Raw genomic sequence first — 16152 nt, 5'->3', positions numbered from 1 at the left:
TATAATACAGTTTATTTGGATTCATTGATACAGTTCGGAAATCTAATGGTAAGGGCTAAAGATAAAAACCAACGATTCTGCTTATATATTAAAAGCTTTTCTCGTTGACTTCTATAAAAAATGTAGTGTAAACTATGTAAGGTAATTACATATTGTATTAGTCGTCTGTTCAGAAAGATTAATACAGTTTATAAAAATACTGTTTAAAGAGTTTTCTTTCAGGTGAAATGTGGAAACATATGTTTATAGATGTATATTTGCCAAAAATGCGGTTGTCGCAGCTTATTCTGGACACCCTAATCACTGTATGCAAAAAAACTCTAAAATAAGTGGATAAAGAAAGGAAGAGGTGACTTCGATGGCTTCTAAATCTAAGAAGGCACAATTTGATGCGAAAAAAGCGCTCGAAAATATTGAAGCGCAATTCGAAATGGTTCAAATTTTAAACGAAGAAGGCGAAGTGGTGAATCAGGATGCAATGCCTGAGTTAAATGATGAGCAAATGCAGGAGCTTATGCGCCGCATGGTCTACACTCGTATTCTTGATCAAAGGTCAATCTCATTAAACCGTCAAGGAAGATTGGGATTCTATGCTCCTACAGCAGGACAGGAAGCATCACAAATTGCTTCACATTTCGCTTTGGAGAAAGATGACTGGATTCTTCCTGGATATCGGGATGTGCCACAAATTGTCTGGCATGGACTGCCTTTATACCAGGCATTCTTATTCTCTCGTGGACACTTTAAAGGAAACCAGCCGCCGGAAGGTGTAAATGTATTGTCTCCACAAATCATTATCGGTGCACAATACATCCAGACAGCTGGTGTAGCTCTAGGCTTGAAAAAACGCGGAAAGAAAACTGTTGCTATCACTTATACAGGTGACGGCGGTTCTTCACAGGGAGATTTCTACGAAGGGATCAACTTTGCAGGAGCATTCAGTGCCCCAGCGATTTTCGTCGTGCAAAATAACCAATTCGCAATCTCCACACCTCGCGACAAGCAGACAGCTGGTAAAACGATTGCTCAAAAAGCAGTTGCAGCCGGAATTCCAGGCGTTCTTGTAGATGGAATGGATCCATTAGCGGTTTATGCTGTAACACGTGAAGCACGCGACCGGGCAGTGAACGGGGAAGGTCCTACATTGATTGAGACTCATTGCTACCGCTACGGCCCTCATACAATGGCAGGGGATGATCCAACTCGTTACCGTTCTTCTGAAATGGATACAGAATGGGAAAGAAAAGATCCACTTGTTCGTTTCCGTAAATACCTGGAAGGCAAAGGCCTCTGGAATGAAGATAAAGAAAATGAAGTAATCGAGCAGGCGAAAGAAGATATCAAACAAGCCATCAAAAAGGCAGATGGAACTCCAAAACAAAAAGTGACGGACTTCATTAACAACATGTTTGAAACTCTTCCAAATAACTTGCAAGAGCAATTAGAAATTTATAAAGAGAAGGAGTCGAAATAAGCCATGGCGCAAATGACTATGATTCAAGCTATCACTGATGCACTTCGCACTGAACTGCGTAATGATGATAATGTGCTTGTTTTCGGTGAAGACGTAGGATTGAACGGCGGTGTGTTCCGTGCAACTGAAGGCCTTCAAAAAGAATTTGGAGAAGACCGAGTATTTGACACACCTCTTGCAGAATCTGGGATTGGCGGTTTGACAGTCGGGCTTGCTTTAGAAGGCTTCCGTCCTGTACCGGAAATTCAGTTCTTCGGATTCGTTTATGAAGTAATGGATTCTGTAAATGGTCAATTGGCCCGTATGCGTTACCGTTCAGGCGGTACCTATACAGCACCTGTGACGATCCGTTCACCATTTGGAGGAGGAGTACATACACCCGAACTTCATGCTGACAGTCTGGAAGGCCTTGTCGCTCAACAGCCGGGACTCAAAGTTGTAATTCCTTCTACTCCTTATGACGCTAAAGGTCTTTTGATTGCTGCTATCAGAGACAATGACCCGGTCATTTTCCTTGAGCATATGAAGCTTTACCGCTCTTTCCGTGAAGAGGTTCCTGAAGAGGAATATACAATTGAACTTGGAAAAGCGGATGTTAAGCGTGAAGGAACAGATTTATCTATCATCACTTATGGCGCAATGGTGCATGAATCTCTCAAAGCAGCCGAAGAGCTTGAAAAAGAAGGACATTCTGTAGAGGTTGTAGACTTGAGAACTGTCAGCCCTCTTGATATTGATACAATTATTGCATCTGTTGAAAAAACGAACCGCGCAATCGTTGTTCAAGAAGCACAAAAGCAAGCTGGAATCGCTGCTAATGTCGTAGCGGAAATCAATGACCGTGCAATCTTAAGTTTGGAGGCTCCTGTACTTCGTGTAGCTGCACCAGATACTGTCTATCCGTTCTCTCAAGCAGAGCCTGTTTGGCTTCCTAACTTTAAAGATGTTATTGAAACAGCAAAGAAAGTACTTAACTTCTAAGAGAACAGATTGAATAGAGCGGAAGGGGGGAGTCCCCCTTCTCTTTTCCAATCTGTAATAAATAATCAGCGAAAACAATAACAGGAGGTAGAACCTATGTCATTTGAATTCAGGTTGCCGGATATCGGTGAAGGTATTCATGAAGGTGAAATAGTTAAGTGGTTCGTCAAGCCCGGAGATAAAGTTGATGAAGATGATGTGTTATGTGAGGTTCAAAACGATAAAGCAGTCGTAGAAATCCCTTCCCCGGTTGCTGGAACGGTTGAAGAGCTTCTTGTAGATGAAGGAACGGTTGCTGTAGTAGGAGATGTACTGGTTAAGTTCGATGCTCCAGGATACGAAGACCTACAGTTCAAGGGCGATCACGGAGATGAGAAGAAAGAAGAACCAAAGGCAAATGAAGTAACAGAAGGACAAGTCCAAGGCGTGGCGGAAGAAGGCCAGGCAGTCTCAAAAGATCCTTCTCAAACCAATACGGATAAACAGACAACGAGCGCAGGCGAACAACAGGGTGACACGGGAGAAGAAGTTGATCCTAACCGCCGTGTGATCGCAATGCCGTCTGTACGTAAATTCGCCAGAGAAAAAGGCGTGGATATCCGCAAAGTTTCCGGTTCAGGCAAAAATGGACGCGTAACGAAACAAGATGTCCAGTCATTCCTGGAAGGCGGAACTAAAGCTGCGCCTGCAGAGCAGCAGGAAACTGCACCAGCAGCAAAAGAGGAAGCGGCTCCAAAAGCGGCTGCTGCACAAAAAGTTCCTGAGGGAGAATTCCCTGAAACTCGTGAAGCTATGAGCGGAATGCGTAAAGCAATCGCCAAGGCAATGGTTAATTCCAAGCATACTGCACCTCACGTAACATTAATGGACGAAGTTGATGTTACAAAACTTTGGGCACATCGTAAGAAGTTCAAAGAAGTGGCTGCTGAAAAAGGCGTCAAGCTGACATTCCTTCCTTATGTTGTAAAAGCTTTAACAAGTGCTCTTAGAGAATTCCCTGCACTTAACACTTCTTTAGATGACAGCACAAGCGAAATCGTTCACAAACATTACTACAATATTGGCATTGCGGCCGATACGGATAAAGGGTTGCTTGTCCCTGTCGTGAAAAATGCGGATCGCAAATCAATGTTCTCTATTTCAAATGAAATTAATGAACTTGCTGGAAAAGCGCGTGACGGAAAGCTTTCCGGTGACGAAATGAAAGGTGCTTCCTGCACAATTACGAATATCGGCTCAGCTGGCGGCCAGTGGTTCACGCCTGTAATCAATCATCCTGAAGTGGCGATTTTGGGAGTTGGACGCATTGCTGAAAAACCAGTGGTTAAAAATGGTGAAATTGTAGCCGCACCTGTGTTAGCATTATCATTGAGCTTCGATCACCGTATGATCGACGGAGCTACTGCTCAACATGCACTTAACCATATCAAGCGCTTGTTGAACGATCCAGAACTTTTATTAATGGAGGCGTAATGCAATGGTAGTAGGAGATTTCCCAATTGAAACAGATACTATAGTAGTCGGTTCAGGTCCTGGAGGATATGTTGCAGCGATTCGTGCAGCACAGCTTGGACAAAAAGTAACAATCATCGAAAAAGAAAATCTTGGCGGTGTGTGCTTGAATGTGGGATGTATCCCGTCTAAAGCACTTATTACGGCAGGGCACCGTTTTCATCAGGCGAAACACTCTGATGATATGGGAATTGTTGCAGAAAACGTTAAAGTAAACTTCGACAAAGTCCAAGAGTGGAAAGGCGGAGTCGTTAAGAAACTTACTGGCGGTGTTGAAGGCCTTCTTAAAGGGAACAAAGCTGAAATCGTTCGCGGTGAAGCTTACCTTGTAGATGCAAACACTCTCCGTGTTATGGATGAAAATTCCGCACAAACATACAAGTTCAAAAACCTGATCCTGGCAACAGGTTCACGCCCGATCGAAATTCCGAGTTTCAAGTTCTCAAAACGTGTACTTGATTCAACTGGAGCGCTAAACCTTTCTGAAATTCCAGAAAGCATGGTGGTTATCGGTGGAGGATACATCGGCACAGAGCTTGGAACAGCTTACGCCAACCTTGGTACTAAAGTAACGATCCTTGAGGGTGCTGACGATATCCTAAGCGGATTTGAAAAGCAAATGACTCAGATTGTTAAAAAAGGCCTGAAGAAAAATGGTGTTGACATCGTAACCAAAGCAATGGCAAAAGGTGTAGACGAAACGGACAGCGGTGTTACGGTTAAGTATGAAGTGAATGGTGAAGAGAAAACAGTTGACGCAGAATACGTTCTTGTTACTGTAGGGCGCCGCCCGAATACTGATGAAATCGGCCTTGAAGAAGCAGGAGTTGAAATGACTGACCGCGGCTTGGTCAAGATTGACAAACAGTGCCGCACGAATATTTCAAACATCTATGCAATCGGTGATATCGTTGATGGACCACCGCTTGCCCACAAAGCTTCTTATGAAGGTAAAATTGCAGCTGAAGCCATTTCTGGTGAGCCGGCTGAAATCGATTATATGGGTATTCCGGCTGTATGTTTCACTGATCCTGAATTAGCGACTGTAGGTTATACTGAAGCACAAGCTAAAGAAGAGGGACTTGACATCGTAGCCTCAAAATTCCCGTTTGCGGCTAACGGCCGTGCATTGGCATTGAATTCTACTGATGGATTCATGAAGCTGATCACTCGTAAAGCTGATGGATTGATAATCGGTGCACAGATTGTCGGTTCAGGAGCTTCTGACATGATCGCTGAGCTTGGATTGGCTATCGAGTCAGGAATGACTGCAGAAGATGTTGCTATGACAATCCATGCCCATCCTACACTTGGAGAAATTTCTATGGAAGCTGCTGAAGTTGCCATGGGAAGCCCGATTCACATTATTAAATAGTAGCAAGAAAAAACCTCTTGGACTAGTCCAAGAGGTTTTTTGTGTTTCAATCTCTTCTGGAAAACGATCTTACCCCTCCAGCATGATGACACTTATATTGCAGCTTCGGAAAGACTGTCGCGGTCCGTTTTTCCTACCAGTTTTCCAGGGTATTGCTGACAGGTTTGAGAATATCCTCTTTAGTGGCATTGCCAGTCACTTTGAAGACGACTTTATTTTCCTTTATGACAAGGAGAGCGGGATATACCGAGTTTAGAGAAGCTAAAGCGGGATCATTTCCTTGATTTTTGGCGATAATTGTATAGTTTTCAAATTCATCGGGATAATCCTGTTTCAATTCAATTAATGCTTCATAATAAGAGTCCTCTTCCAGAAAGTTGTTTTCATCTGAATAAAATAGAATCCCTTTTTCAATATTGAGCCCTGCTGCAGTCCGTTCGCTATGTAAGCTGCAGGATGTAAGGAATGCTATATTACCCAGCATAAGAATGATAAGAAAAGAATATTTCATCTATAAGCCTCTTTTCAATATTGTATTCAATATTAATCCATATCCTTTAACCCCTTATCTAAGGCTAATTTATCAATAAAATGTAAAATTATGACTAATTACTCAATTGAAATCATTCTAACATATGAAAATTGATTAATGTGCAAAATAACGAATTTGTTACATAAATGAAAAATCACTTGAAAGAAGAGGTTTTAAAAATGGGAGGGAAGAGAATATACTTATATAAATTCTATAAAACCGGGTGAGAGAATGAAAAATTACATTGCATTTTTGTTGCAGTTGATTATTTGGAGTGCCTTTTCGTTTGCTCAATGGTTATCACATAAAGATCATTTAGAGTACAAGTGGATTATGTTCATTGTATTTTTTTATCTGGGCTTCATTGTGGCAAAGAAAATTCTTCAATCATCCAAGAGCACATTAATTATTACTCTGATAAGTCTCAGTACTTTTTTTTCTTTAAAACTTTTTTTTGAACAAATAGTCGTGTCCATCTAATATAAAACTTAGTGATATAATAATATTTGTAATACAGCTAGAGAAAGGGGTAAATCATGAAGAAGTTATTATTCAGCTTTATCCTGCTGGGATTATTGGCAGGCTGCGCTGAGGAGCCGCAGGAAAATACGGCAAGTGAAAATGTAAACGAGGAAGAAACGGTTAAAACCGAAGATATCGCTTCCGAAAATACTGAAACAGAGGAAGAAAGTGATCAGGACCAAACAGAGCAAGCCGGGGAAGAGAGTGCAGAAAAGGAAGCTGACCAGGAAGTGAAGGAAAAAGAACCGCAATATACAGTTAACGCAAATAACTGGTCAATTCAGCCGATTACTGATGCCAATGAACAAGTTGCATTGCTGACAATCGATGATGCTCCGGATATGTATGCAGTTGAAATGGCAAAGACACTGAAAAGCCTTAACGCACCTGCTATATTTTTTGTAAATGGACATTTCTTAGACACCGAAGAAGAAAAACAAAAGCTTAAAGAGATTTATGATATGGGATTCGCCATTGGCAATCATACTTTTAACCATCAAAAGCTGGATGATGTTTCTGAAGATAAACAAAGAGAAGAAATCATCAAACTAAATGAGTTAATCGTGGAAATAACCGGTGAGAAACCGAAATTTTTCCGGGCACCACATGGGGTAAACACTGATTTTGTAAAACAACTGGCCAAAGAAGAAGGCATGGCGTTAATGAATTGGACATATGGCTATGATTATTTCAAGCCTTACATGGACGCTGAGAAGTTGAAAACCGCTATGATTTCAGGTGAAGCACCAGAAGTTGATGTACCGTACTCTCTGTTAAAGCCTGGAGCCAATTTGTTAATGCACGACCGGGAGTGGACAAATGAGGCTCTTGCAGACATTGTCCAAGGCTTAAGGGACAAAGGGTATGAAATGGTCGATCCTGAACTGATCCAGACACCGCAATTGTAAAAAAAGCTGTCAAACGTTAGCCGTTTGACAGCTTTTTTTCAGGAAACAAACCTCAATCATTGCCTGGGCAGCAATTCAACTGCCATGGGTAGGAGTGAGCCAATAGAAAATTATTTTAAGGGTAACCTTTTGATGATAATAAACACAATAAACCCAACATATAATTAAAACAACAAACAGAATGTTACATTAAAATTTTATTGTGACATACAATTAGTGCTTGATATTTTAATTGTGTTATATTATTATATACTTAAAGAAAGTTAAGCGCTTTCAAAAAAACGTTAATGATGAAAGGAGTTTTAAGATGGGTACAATTGTTTGTCAATCATGCTTAAATACTATTGATCACTTTGAAGATGAAAAGGTATCGGTTTTATTCTCCACTGATTGTGACTGCAATAAAGAAAACGAATTGGATGATTAAGAGATTTATATAAATTAAAGGGTCTTGCTGATGCAAGGCCCTTAATTTTTCATGCTTAGTAATAAAGTGTAAAAATGATTATAAAAGGAGGGGATTTCCTCCTGAAAAGCACCCTCCAATTTAGAAGGGTGCTTCTGGTTTTATCTGATCGCCTTGTGTTCTTTGATGACGCGCAAGTGTTTTAAATCAAAGTCTTCAGGTCCCTGGACAGGAAGACCCGCTTCAACATTCTTTTTAATATAGGTGATGTTTTCGGCTGTTATGATTTCTCCAGGTATAAAAATTGGTATGCCGGGAGGATACACCATGATGAATTCTGCGATGATCCTGCCCACCGATTGTTCCATTGGAATTACTTCTGTATCAGCATAAAACGCGTCTCTTGGTGTCATCGATAATACCGGAATATCCGGCAGCAATACCTCAGCTATTTCTACAAGGCCTTCTTTATTGGCAAATTGGTATGACATCTCTTTCAGTGCTTCTACTAATTTGTCACCTTCAACCATTGTATCGCCTGGAGTAATAATGCATAGGATGTTGTACATATCAGACATTTCCACTTCGATATTATAAACTTCCCTTAACCATTTTTCTGCGTCAAATCCGCTTATTCCAAGCTCTTTGACCGAAACGATCAGTTTGGTTGGATCATAGTCAAAGGTTGCTTTTGTACCTAGGATTTCTTTTCCTACGCAATATAGTCCTTGGATGGTATTGATTCTTTCTCTGATTGTTTCTGAGAGTGTAATTGTTTTTTCAACCAGGTCTCTGCCTTCTGTCGCGAGCCTTTTTCTGGCAACATCCAGAGAGGCGAGCAGCAGGTAGGATGTAGATGTGGTTGTGAGCATGCTCAGGATCGTTTGTACACGTTTTGGCGAAACCAGGCCAGTCTTCATATTAAGAACAGAACTTTGTGTCATTGACCCGCCCAGTTTATGGACGCTGGTGGCGGCCATATCTGCTCCTGCCTGCATAGCGGAAAGCGGAAGCTCTTCATGAAAATGAATGTGCACACCGTGGGCCTCGTCAACCAGGACGGGAACCTCATAAGAATGAGCGATTTCAACTATCTTTTTCAAATCTGCTGAAATTCCAAAGTAGGTTGGATTGATGACAAGTACCCCTTTGGCATCAGGATGCTGTTCAAGCGCTCTGGCAACTGAATCAGTAGTTATCCCATGTGATATACCAAGATTCTCGTCGACTTCCGGATGAATAAAGATCGGGGTAGCGCCTGAGAAAACGATGGCCGTCATAACGGATTTATGAACATTTCTAGGGACGATGATCTTTTCACCTGGTCCGCATACAGACATGACCATTGTCATAATAGCTCCGCTTGTCCCTTGGACAGAGAAGAAGGTATAGTCTGCGCCAAATGCTTCGGCTGCAAGCTGTTGGGCTTCTTTGATCATTCCTTTGGGCTGATGAAGGTCATCGAGCGGTCCAATATTGATCAAGTCAATCGAAAAAGCATTATCACCGATGAAATTTCTAAATTCCGGATCCATTCCTGTCCCTTTTTTATGTCCGGGAATATGAAACTGAACCGGATTTTTTTTACTGTGTTCAACTAAGCCGGTAAATAAAGGAGTATTGTATTGAGACAATTCATTCGACACCTCTTTAAAGTCAGGTTATATCTAAGCTTTTCCCTTAATAATAAGGAATTAGTCATAGGAAAATTTAGAAGGCTGATTTCTAATAGATTGTTGTTTTTACTTTAACGCAGAGTTGATCGAGTCGTGCACTTGGAATAGAAATCAACTATCTAATTCAAAAAGCAAGAATGTTTACGAAAAATGTTTTTTAAGGCTTAATTAGTTAATGCTGTTGTTATTTAGTGTTCTGAAACCCAATTATATAAGCAAATCCGTTTCTTAGATCTAGAAACTCAATATTTCAATGAAATAAAGAAACAACGTTTGATTGGAGCGGAAGGTGTGCGACCTCCTGCGGGATAAGCGGGGCAGGTGAGACCAAGGTTACGTACCCACTGGAACGTAACCCCGCAGGCGAAGCTGAGGAGGCTCACCGCCCGCCCCGCGGAGTCGCACACCTGGAGCGGAAATCAGCAACACCAACATTACTCTTTAACACAGCCTTTTTAAAAGAAAAGAACACTTGTCTTATCGATAAAGAATTATAGCATTTACGGTTTTCTTTGCATAGTGACAGATGCCATTCCATACACCTTTTTGTCGAAATAAACAGGATTTTAGTATTCATAAATAGAATTAATGTTTTGAAAGGGTGATGAACTTGAACTGGAATACAAGAATTACAGGTTTATTGGGAATAGAGTATCCAATCATTCAAGGGGGGCTTGCCTATCTTGCGTATGCAGATCTGGCTGCTGCTGTCAGCAATGCCGGCGGCCTTGGCCAGATCACGGCCATGTCACTGGAGTCTCCTGAAAAATTAAAGGCTGAAATCGATAAAGTAAGAAAGTTGACAGACAAAACATTTGGCGTCAATTTTGCTATCGGGCAGCATGGACGTCCATTTGAGGACTTCCTGCAAGTTGCTATAGATGAAGAGGTACCTGTAGTGTCCATGACTGGTGGAAATCCCGCTCGGATGTTTGAGATGCTGAAAGATACCCCAATCAAGAAACTTGTTCTTGTAGCAGCTAAAAGGCAGGCAGTGAAGGCAGAGGAACTGGGTGCAGATGCAGTAATGGTCGTCGGTGCGGAAGGCGGTGGCCACTTAGGAAAAGATGATATAGGAACTTTTGTGCTGATACCCCAGGTTGTCGACGCAGTGACTATTCCTGTCATTGCCTCCGGCGGGATAGGTGACGGAAGAGGGATGGCAGCGGCTCTCAGTCTCGGTGCTGAAGGAATTGAGATGGGGACCAGGTTCATTGCGGTACAGGAATGTGTACATGCATCCCAACAATATAAGCAAGCGTTGATAAGCGGGACTGAAAATGATACAGTGGTCATCAAAAGAACACTTGGAGCCCCTGCCCGAGCGATTTCCAACAGCTGGACTGATCAAATACTCTCCTTGGAAAGACAAGGTACAGGCTATGATGGCTTGAAAAACTTTATTAGCGGAGAAGCGAATAAAAAGTATATTTATGAGGGAAAGGAAAATGAGGGCTTTGGCTGGGCAGGGCAGGTTATGGGACTGATCCATGACGTCCCTACTGTTCAGGTCCTGATTAATCGGATAATCTCCGAAGCTGAAGAAGCCGGCTCGAAGTGGTGCAAATAAGATTACGAAAGTAAGGGTGAATATTATATGGAATACCAATATCCTTTCTCGTTGGATTGGTCGACAGACGAAGTAATTGATGTTGTGGCATTTTTTCAGTGTATTGAAAAAGCATATGAGCAGGGGGTTGATAGGGAAAAGTTAATGACGGCCTATAAACGCTTTAAAGAAATAGTTCCCGGTAAATCCGAAGAAAAGAGAATCTGCAACGAATTTGAGGAATCAAGCGGATATTCATCCTACAGGGCAGTGAAAAAAATGAAAGAAACAGACAGCGGGAAAATCAAAATGTAAAAAAAAACAAGGGTTCCTGAGCAAAAGGAACCCTTGTTTTTTTATTGTCTTGAATTTATGGCCAGTGCGGTATGGCATGTTTATTGCAGATTGTAAAGGGGTATTAATTTTACAAATGCATCACTGATTATTTCAATTGTTTCATCACCTGAAAGTTCAACGGCCTTTTCTTTCGGAATATGTATTCCACAAAGGATTTCAGCTTTTTTTACCGATTGCAGCCTTTTAAACAAAGCGGCTAATTCCTCTTGGTCCATTTCAGAAAGCGGTGTTGCTTCAGATTTTGTATGATCGCCTGACCAGACGAAATTTTGAGGGATGATTGAATTGATTTTTTCTAAGTTTTTCTCAAGTATTTCCCCATATTCTTCTTTGGCAGGTGCTTCATAAATCATAGCAAACCAGACAAATACATGTGTTTTCCACAAGCCGATTTGAAAATGAGGATGCTTTTTATACCCTCTCTTGTTATTGGCAAAAGCAACCCATGTATCATCCGGGGGATTAACTGAACGGCGGGCATGCTTGGCAACATGGGGAAACATTTCATCGCCTGTCAAGGTACTGAGTTCAAGGGAAAAATGTTCTCCAAGAGCTTCAAGCTTCGGTCTTAATGTTTCCTTTAAAGCCTCCATACGTTCATCAAGGCCGTTAATGGTGAAGATATTGAAATCATTTTCTGTAAATCCATTGAATTTCATTTTGTTCCTCCTTATGCTTCTGGAAACTATTTTACCATAGAGCTTTCGAGGAAGAAAAATGTTGATTTCTAATAGGTGAATGCACATTTTAGTTACCTGTTAGTTTAATTCCACATAGAATATACTAGATAAATTCAGAATATTAAGAATAAAAATATCCGGAAAGGGTGTACTGTCCATGAAGCAAGTAATGAGTTCGACGCGGAAAAAGAACGTTCAGCAGCAGCGTATGGCGGTGCTGAAACTGGAAATGGATTATGAATTAGCTGTGTTGTTTGAAGCCATGGAAGACAAAAACACTGCCATTCAGGCAAAAACAAAAGAAAAGCTGATGAAGATCAGGGAAGAGCTTGTAAAGTTAGACGCACTGTAAAAATAAAAGATAACGTCAATGAAACACCAAACTGAATAAGGTTTTAACGGACTCTGATAATGACTTTGAAGAGTTCGTATTTTTGTGGCGAAAATGCAGGAAACTTGAAGGGTCTATAAATATATTTTAAGCTAAATAAAAGCTGTACATCTATAATATACGAAAAGCAAATACTACATAATACGATACATGTTTAATACCGCATTATTAAGCTATCGCAGGGAAAGACGTCATCCAGTGGCAAACCGAAAAGCAGTATCGTTAAATATTGAATGGGGGACTTATTATGGCTAACTGGCAGGAAGTCGATACATATGTTAAACAGTGGATAAAGGATGCTGGTAAAAATATCAGACAGTCCTTTAAAACACAATTGAACATCCAAACAAAGTCGAATCGGAATGATCTTGTCACCAATGTAGATCAGGAGACCGAACAGTTCTTTATTGAAAAAATCAGGAACACCTATCCGGACCATCATATTTTGGGTGAAGAAGGATTTGGTGATGAACTTACAGACATGAAGGGGACGATTTGGATCATTGACCCTATCGACGGGACAATGAATTTCGTCCATCAGCAGCGGAATTTTGCCATTTCAATTGGCATTTATCATGATGGTGAGGGAGTTCTTGGCTATATTTATGATGTAGTCCATGATGAACTTTACAATGCCCAAAAAGGCAAAGGTGCCTTTATGAACGATACTGAGCTGCCTCGATTGAATGAAGTCGATGTGAGAGATTCGATTATTGGAGTCAATGCATTATGGGTAACGGAAAACAATCGGATCGACAGAGAAGTTATCGGGCCTCTTGTCAGGGATGTCAGGGGGACAAGGTCCTATGGTTCCGCTGCCATGGAAATGGCTTATGTGGCTTCAGGCCGGATCGACGGTTATATGACTATGAGACTTGCTCCTTGGGACTTCGCCGCAGGTAAAATCATCATTGAAGAAGTAGGAGGAGTCGTAACCAGCTTGGACGGAAAGAAATTGAATATGCTCCAAAAGAGTTCCGTGTTTTCTTGCAAACCAGGTCTTCACGAAAAGATAATGAAAACATACTTGAAGGATGTTTCTTTCAAGAAATAGTGTACGTGAATGAAAAGCTGGCGGCCGTATGTGTCGCCTGTTTTTTCATTTACGATGCATTACTGATGTGATGTATAATCCAAGTCAATTCAAACTCTTGGAAACAAAAAAGAACCGGGTCTATGGCCGGTCCTTTCATTGCTTCATTAGAGCTTTCCTTCTTCACGGTATTTTTTCTTCGTTTTAAAGCCATAGCCCATTACCAATATCCAGGCAGCTATTGATAAAACCGCTAAAAAAATGCTTTTTTGGCTGATGGCTATTCCAATTCCCATTATACAAGCGGCAGCCAGGACTGCAAACAATACAAATATCCATTTTATATTTTTCAAGATTCATTTCTCCTTTATATTTAACAAATGCAGAATACTCTCTCTCTGAAATATTATCAATGAATAGACACGATAACAAGCTTTATTCCCGGGATTCACTTATGTGGTTTCCATAAAAGGCTGATAATGGGAAAGGTTTATACATCTGATTCATGGTTCATCTGCATGAATTGATTGCTTCATGTGATTCTAAGCTAAAAAGGAGTCATTGCAGAACGAGCTTAATGAGATGAAAATAAATGAATATACATTGTTAATTCATGGAATAACGTACTGATTATTTACTTGATTAACTTTACATAATTCAGTAATACCAAGGATTCTGCATATTAATTTTTAATTTTCTTACCGTCTGATGAGCAATATTTACAATTATCTGTTTCTGCTTTTTTGTTTGCTATGATATAATGTCCTAGTTAATAGAATAAGGCCTATTGAAACATAGCTTATGACTGGGATTTGCAAGAAAATTCAGAGAAAAAACCAGTCCTAATTTATTGTTGAAATCAATAAGATGCCCATAAATCAGGAGTGGATATAGTGAATATTAGAAATGATTTAAGAAATATAGCAATTATTGCCCACGTTGACCATGGTAAAACAACACTGGTTGATGAGTTGTTAAAGCAATCCGGTATTTTCCGTACGAATGAGCATGTTGAAGAACGTGCGATGGATTCCAATGATCTGGAAAGAGAAAGAGGAATCACAATCTTAGCGAAAAATACTGCGATTCAATATAAAGATACTCGTATTAACATCCTTGATACACCAGGACATGCTGACTTCGGCGGTGAAGTGGAACGTATCATGAAAATGGTTGATGGAGTGCTTCTTGTAGTGGATGCTTATGAAGGCTGTATGCCGCAGACGCGTTTCGTGCTTAAGAAAGCTCTTGAGCAAAACCTTACCCCAATCGTTGTCGTTAATAAAATCGATAAAGATTCAGCTCGTCCGGAAGAAGTCATCGATGAAGTTCTTGAATTGTTCATTGAACTTGATGCTAATGAAGACCAGCTTGAATTTCCGGTAGTTTATGCGTCAGCCATCAACGGAACTGCAAGCACAGATCCAGACCCGGCAAACCAAGATGAAAACATGCAGTGCTTGTATGAATCTATCATTGAGCACATTCCTGCGCCAATCGATAATCGCGAAGAACCGCTTCAGTTCCAGGTAGCGCTTCTGGATTATAATGATTATGTAGGACGTATTGGTATTGGACGTGTATTCAGAGGGACAATGAAGGTGGGACAGCAAGTAGCATTGATGAAAATTGATGGAAGTGTGAAAAACTTCCGTGTAACGAAAATTTTCGGTTTCATGGGCTTGAAGCGCGTTGAAATCCAAGAAGCACATGCTGGGGATTTAATCGCCGTATCAGGTATGGAAGATATCAATGTTGGTGAAACAGTTTGTCCTATCGATCATCAGGACCAGCTTCCTGTGCTTCGAATCGACGAACCTACACTTCAAATGACATTCCTGGTTAATAACAGTCCTTTCGCTGGCCGTGAAGGTAAGTACGTTACTTCCAGAAAAATTGAAGAAAGATTGCTTGCTCAGCTGCAAACAGATGTAAGTTTGCGTGTTGAAAACACTGAATCCCCTGATGCTTGGACGGTTTCCGGCCGTGGTGAGCTTCATCTTTCTATCTTGATTGAAAACATGCGCCGTGAAGGCTTTGAGCTTCAAGTTTCTAAGCCGGAAGTTATCGTGCGTGAAGTTGATGGAGTGAAATGTGAGCCAGTAGAACGCGTTCAAATCGATGTACCTGAAGAATATACAGGAAGCATCATTGAGTCCATGGGAACACGTAAAGGTGAAATGCTCGACATGATCAACAACGGCAGCGGCCAAGTCAGATTGATTTTCATGGTGCCTGCGCGCGGATTGATCGGTTATTCAACTGAGTTTATGACATTGACTCGTGGATATGGAATCATCAACCACACGTTCGACAGCTACCAGCCTATGCAAAAGGGCCAAGTCGGCGGACGCAGACAAGGTGTTATTGTTTCAATGGAAACAGGTAAATCCTCTCAATATGGTATCATGGGAGTAGAAGACCGAGGAACAATCTTCGTTGAACCTGGTACAGAAATCTATGCAGGTATGATTGTTGGGGAACACACACGTGAGAATGACATTACTGTTAACATTACAAAAACAAAGCAAGCGACTAACGTCCGTTCTGCGAATAAAGATCAAACGGTGACGATCAAGAAAGCACGTATCATGACACTAGAAGAATCATTGGAATATCTAAATGATGATGAATACTGTGAAGTGACACCGGAGTCTATCCGCCTTCGCAAAAAAATTCTTGATAAAAATGAACGTGAAAGAGTTACCAAAAAGAAAAAGGTAGCAGAAACAAACTAATATAAACTATTGGGAGTG

General features: G+C 40.9%; 15 protein-coding genes. 11 read left to right on the top strand and 4 right to left on the bottom strand.

Annotated features, from left to right (window positions below; all coding sequences use genetic code 11):
• Positions 1-358: 358 nt before the first annotated feature.
• The 4 genes from pdhA to lpdA all read left to right on the top strand — a co-directional run bounded on the left by pdhA (position 359) and on the right by lpdA (position 5342).
• Positions 359-1474 carry a pyruvate dehydrogenase (acetyl-transferring) E1 component subunit alpha gene (gene pdhA, locus M1E09_RS15215; RefSeq protein WP_456271692.1) on the top strand — a complete coding sequence of 372 codons (1116 nt, stop codon included), beginning with the start codon at positions 359-361 and terminating at the stop codon, positions 1472-1474.
• Positions 1475-1477: 3 nt separating this feature from the next.
• Positions 1478-2455 carry an alpha-ketoacid dehydrogenase subunit beta gene (locus tag M1E09_RS15210; protein ID WP_456271691.1) on the top strand — a complete coding sequence of 326 codons (978 nt, stop codon included), beginning with the start codon at positions 1478-1480 and terminating at the stop codon, positions 2453-2455.
• Between the two features lie 96 nt (positions 2456-2551).
• The gene (locus M1E09_RS15205) at positions 2552-3928 is read left to right on the top strand and encodes a dihydrolipoamide acetyltransferase family protein (protein ID WP_456271690.1); all 1377 of its coding nucleotides are present in this window, start codon (positions 2552-2554) and stop codon (positions 3926-3928) included.
• 4 nt (positions 3929-3932) lie between these two features.
• Entirely contained in the window at positions 3933-5342 is a 1410-nt protein-coding gene (gene lpdA / locus M1E09_RS15200) for a dihydrolipoyl dehydrogenase (RefSeq protein WP_456271689.1), read from the top strand.
• 133 nt (positions 5343-5475) lie between these two features.
• Here lpdA and M1E09_RS15195 read toward each other — a convergent pair whose 3' ends face one another.
• Positions 5476-5853 carry a hypothetical protein gene (locus M1E09_RS15195; protein ID WP_456271688.1) on the bottom strand — a complete coding sequence of 126 codons (378 nt, stop codon included), beginning with the start codon at positions 5851-5853 and terminating at the stop codon, positions 5476-5478.
• A 557-nt stretch (positions 5854-6410) separates the two neighbouring features.
• Here M1E09_RS15195 and M1E09_RS15190 point away from each other — a divergent pair.
• Both M1E09_RS15190 and M1E09_RS15185 read left to right on the top strand, forming a co-directional pair.
• A complete protein-coding gene (locus tag M1E09_RS15190) occupies positions 6411-7304 on the top strand; it encodes a polysaccharide deacetylase family protein (RefSeq protein WP_456271687.1) in 894 nt (297 codons plus the stop codon).
• Positions 7305-7611: 307 nt separating this feature from the next.
• Positions 7612-7731 (top strand): GapA-binding peptide SR1P, encoded by a 120-nt coding sequence (locus M1E09_RS15185; RefSeq protein WP_456271686.1) that lies wholly within the window; start codon positions 7612-7614, stop codon positions 7729-7731.
• Between the two features lie 140 nt (positions 7732-7871).
• Here the strand turns inward: M1E09_RS15185 and M1E09_RS15180 are convergent, their stop codons facing one another.
• Positions 7872-9344 carry an aminotransferase class I/II-fold pyridoxal phosphate-dependent enzyme gene (locus M1E09_RS15180; protein ID WP_456271685.1) on the bottom strand — a complete coding sequence of 491 codons (1473 nt, stop codon included), beginning with the start codon at positions 9342-9344 and terminating at the stop codon, positions 7872-7874.
• A 652-nt stretch (positions 9345-9996) separates the two neighbouring features.
• Here M1E09_RS15180 and M1E09_RS15175 point away from each other — a divergent pair.
• A complete protein-coding gene (locus M1E09_RS15175; RefSeq protein ID WP_456271684.1) occupies positions 9997-10956 on the top strand; it encodes an NAD(P)H-dependent flavin oxidoreductase in 960 nt (319 codons plus the stop codon).
• 27 nt (positions 10957-10983) lie between these two features.
• Positions 10984-11250 (top strand): UPF0223 family protein, encoded by a 267-nt coding sequence (locus tag M1E09_RS15170; RefSeq protein ID WP_456271683.1) that lies wholly within the window; start codon positions 10984-10986, stop codon positions 11248-11250.
• A gap of 80 nt (positions 11251-11330) precedes the next feature.
• On the opposite strand, the gene M1E09_RS15165 is transcribed toward M1E09_RS15170, so the two are convergent.
• Positions 11331-11951 (bottom strand): YktB family protein, encoded by a 621-nt coding sequence (locus M1E09_RS15165; RefSeq protein WP_456271682.1) that lies wholly within the window; start codon positions 11949-11951, stop codon positions 11331-11333.
• A gap of 178 nt (positions 11952-12129) precedes the next feature.
• On the opposite strand from M1E09_RS15165, the gene M1E09_RS15160 reads away from it, so the two are divergent.
• Together M1E09_RS15160 and M1E09_RS15155 are read left to right on the top strand one after the other, a co-directional pair.
• A complete protein-coding gene (locus M1E09_RS15160) occupies positions 12130-12324 on the top strand; it encodes a hypothetical protein (protein ID WP_456271681.1) in 195 nt (64 codons plus the stop codon).
• A gap of 286 nt (positions 12325-12610) precedes the next feature.
• Positions 12611-13417: an inositol monophosphatase family protein gene (locus M1E09_RS15155; protein ID WP_456271680.1), complete on the top strand. Its 807-nt coding sequence runs from the start codon at positions 12611-12613 to the stop codon at positions 13415-13417.
• Between the two features lie 146 nt (positions 13418-13563).
• Here M1E09_RS15155 and M1E09_RS15150 read toward each other — a convergent pair whose 3' ends face one another.
• Entirely contained in the window at positions 13564-13749 is a 186-nt protein-coding gene (locus M1E09_RS15150; protein WP_456271679.1) for a YlaF family protein, read from the bottom strand.
• A 540-nt stretch (positions 13750-14289) separates the two neighbouring features.
• On the opposite strand from M1E09_RS15150, the gene typA reads away from it, so the two are divergent.
• Entirely contained in the window at positions 14290-16134 is a 1845-nt protein-coding gene (gene typA / locus M1E09_RS15145) for a translational GTPase TypA (RefSeq protein WP_456271678.1), read from the top strand.
• Positions 16135-16152 lie beyond the last annotated feature (18 nt).

Source organism: Bacillus sp. AK031, assembly GCF_053903065.1.
Note: the sequence above shows the minus strand (reverse complement) of the source record. Positions and strands in the feature narration are given on the sequence as shown.

Excerpts from the sequence above, each read along its gene's own strand:
- pdhA (WP_456271692.1), top strand. The coding sequence starts at position 359 with ATGGCTTCTAAATCTAAGAAGGCACAATTTGATGCGAAAAAAGCGCTC.
- M1E09_RS15210 (WP_456271691.1), top strand. The coding sequence starts at position 1,478 with ATGGCGCAAATGACTATGATTCAAGCTATCACTGATGCACTTCGCACT.
- M1E09_RS15205 (WP_456271690.1), top strand. The coding sequence starts at position 2,552 with ATGTCATTTGAATTCAGGTTGCCGGATATCGGTGAAGGTATTCATGAA.
- lpdA (WP_456271689.1), top strand. The coding sequence starts at position 3,933 with ATGGTAGTAGGAGATTTCCCAATTGAAACAGATACTATAGTAGTCGGT.
- M1E09_RS15195 (WP_456271688.1), bottom strand. The coding sequence starts at position 5,853 with ATGAAATATTCTTTTCTTATCATTCTTATGCTGGGTAATATAGCATTC.
- M1E09_RS15190 (WP_456271687.1), top strand. The coding sequence starts at position 6,411 with ATGAAGAAGTTATTATTCAGCTTTATCCTGCTGGGATTATTGGCAGGC.
- M1E09_RS15185 (WP_456271686.1), top strand. The coding sequence starts at position 7,612 with ATGGGTACAATTGTTTGTCAATCATGCTTAAATACTATTGATCACTTT.
- M1E09_RS15170 (WP_456271683.1), top strand. The coding sequence starts at position 10,984 with ATGGAATACCAATATCCTTTCTCGTTGGATTGGTCGACAGACGAAGTA.
- M1E09_RS15165 (WP_456271682.1), bottom strand. The coding sequence starts at position 11,951 with ATGAAATTCAATGGATTTACAGAAAATGATTTCAATATCTTCACCATT.
- M1E09_RS15160 (WP_456271681.1), top strand. The coding sequence starts at position 12,130 with ATGAAGCAAGTAATGAGTTCGACGCGGAAAAAGAACGTTCAGCAGCAG.
- M1E09_RS15155 (WP_456271680.1), top strand. The coding sequence starts at position 12,611 with ATGGCTAACTGGCAGGAAGTCGATACATATGTTAAACAGTGGATAAAG.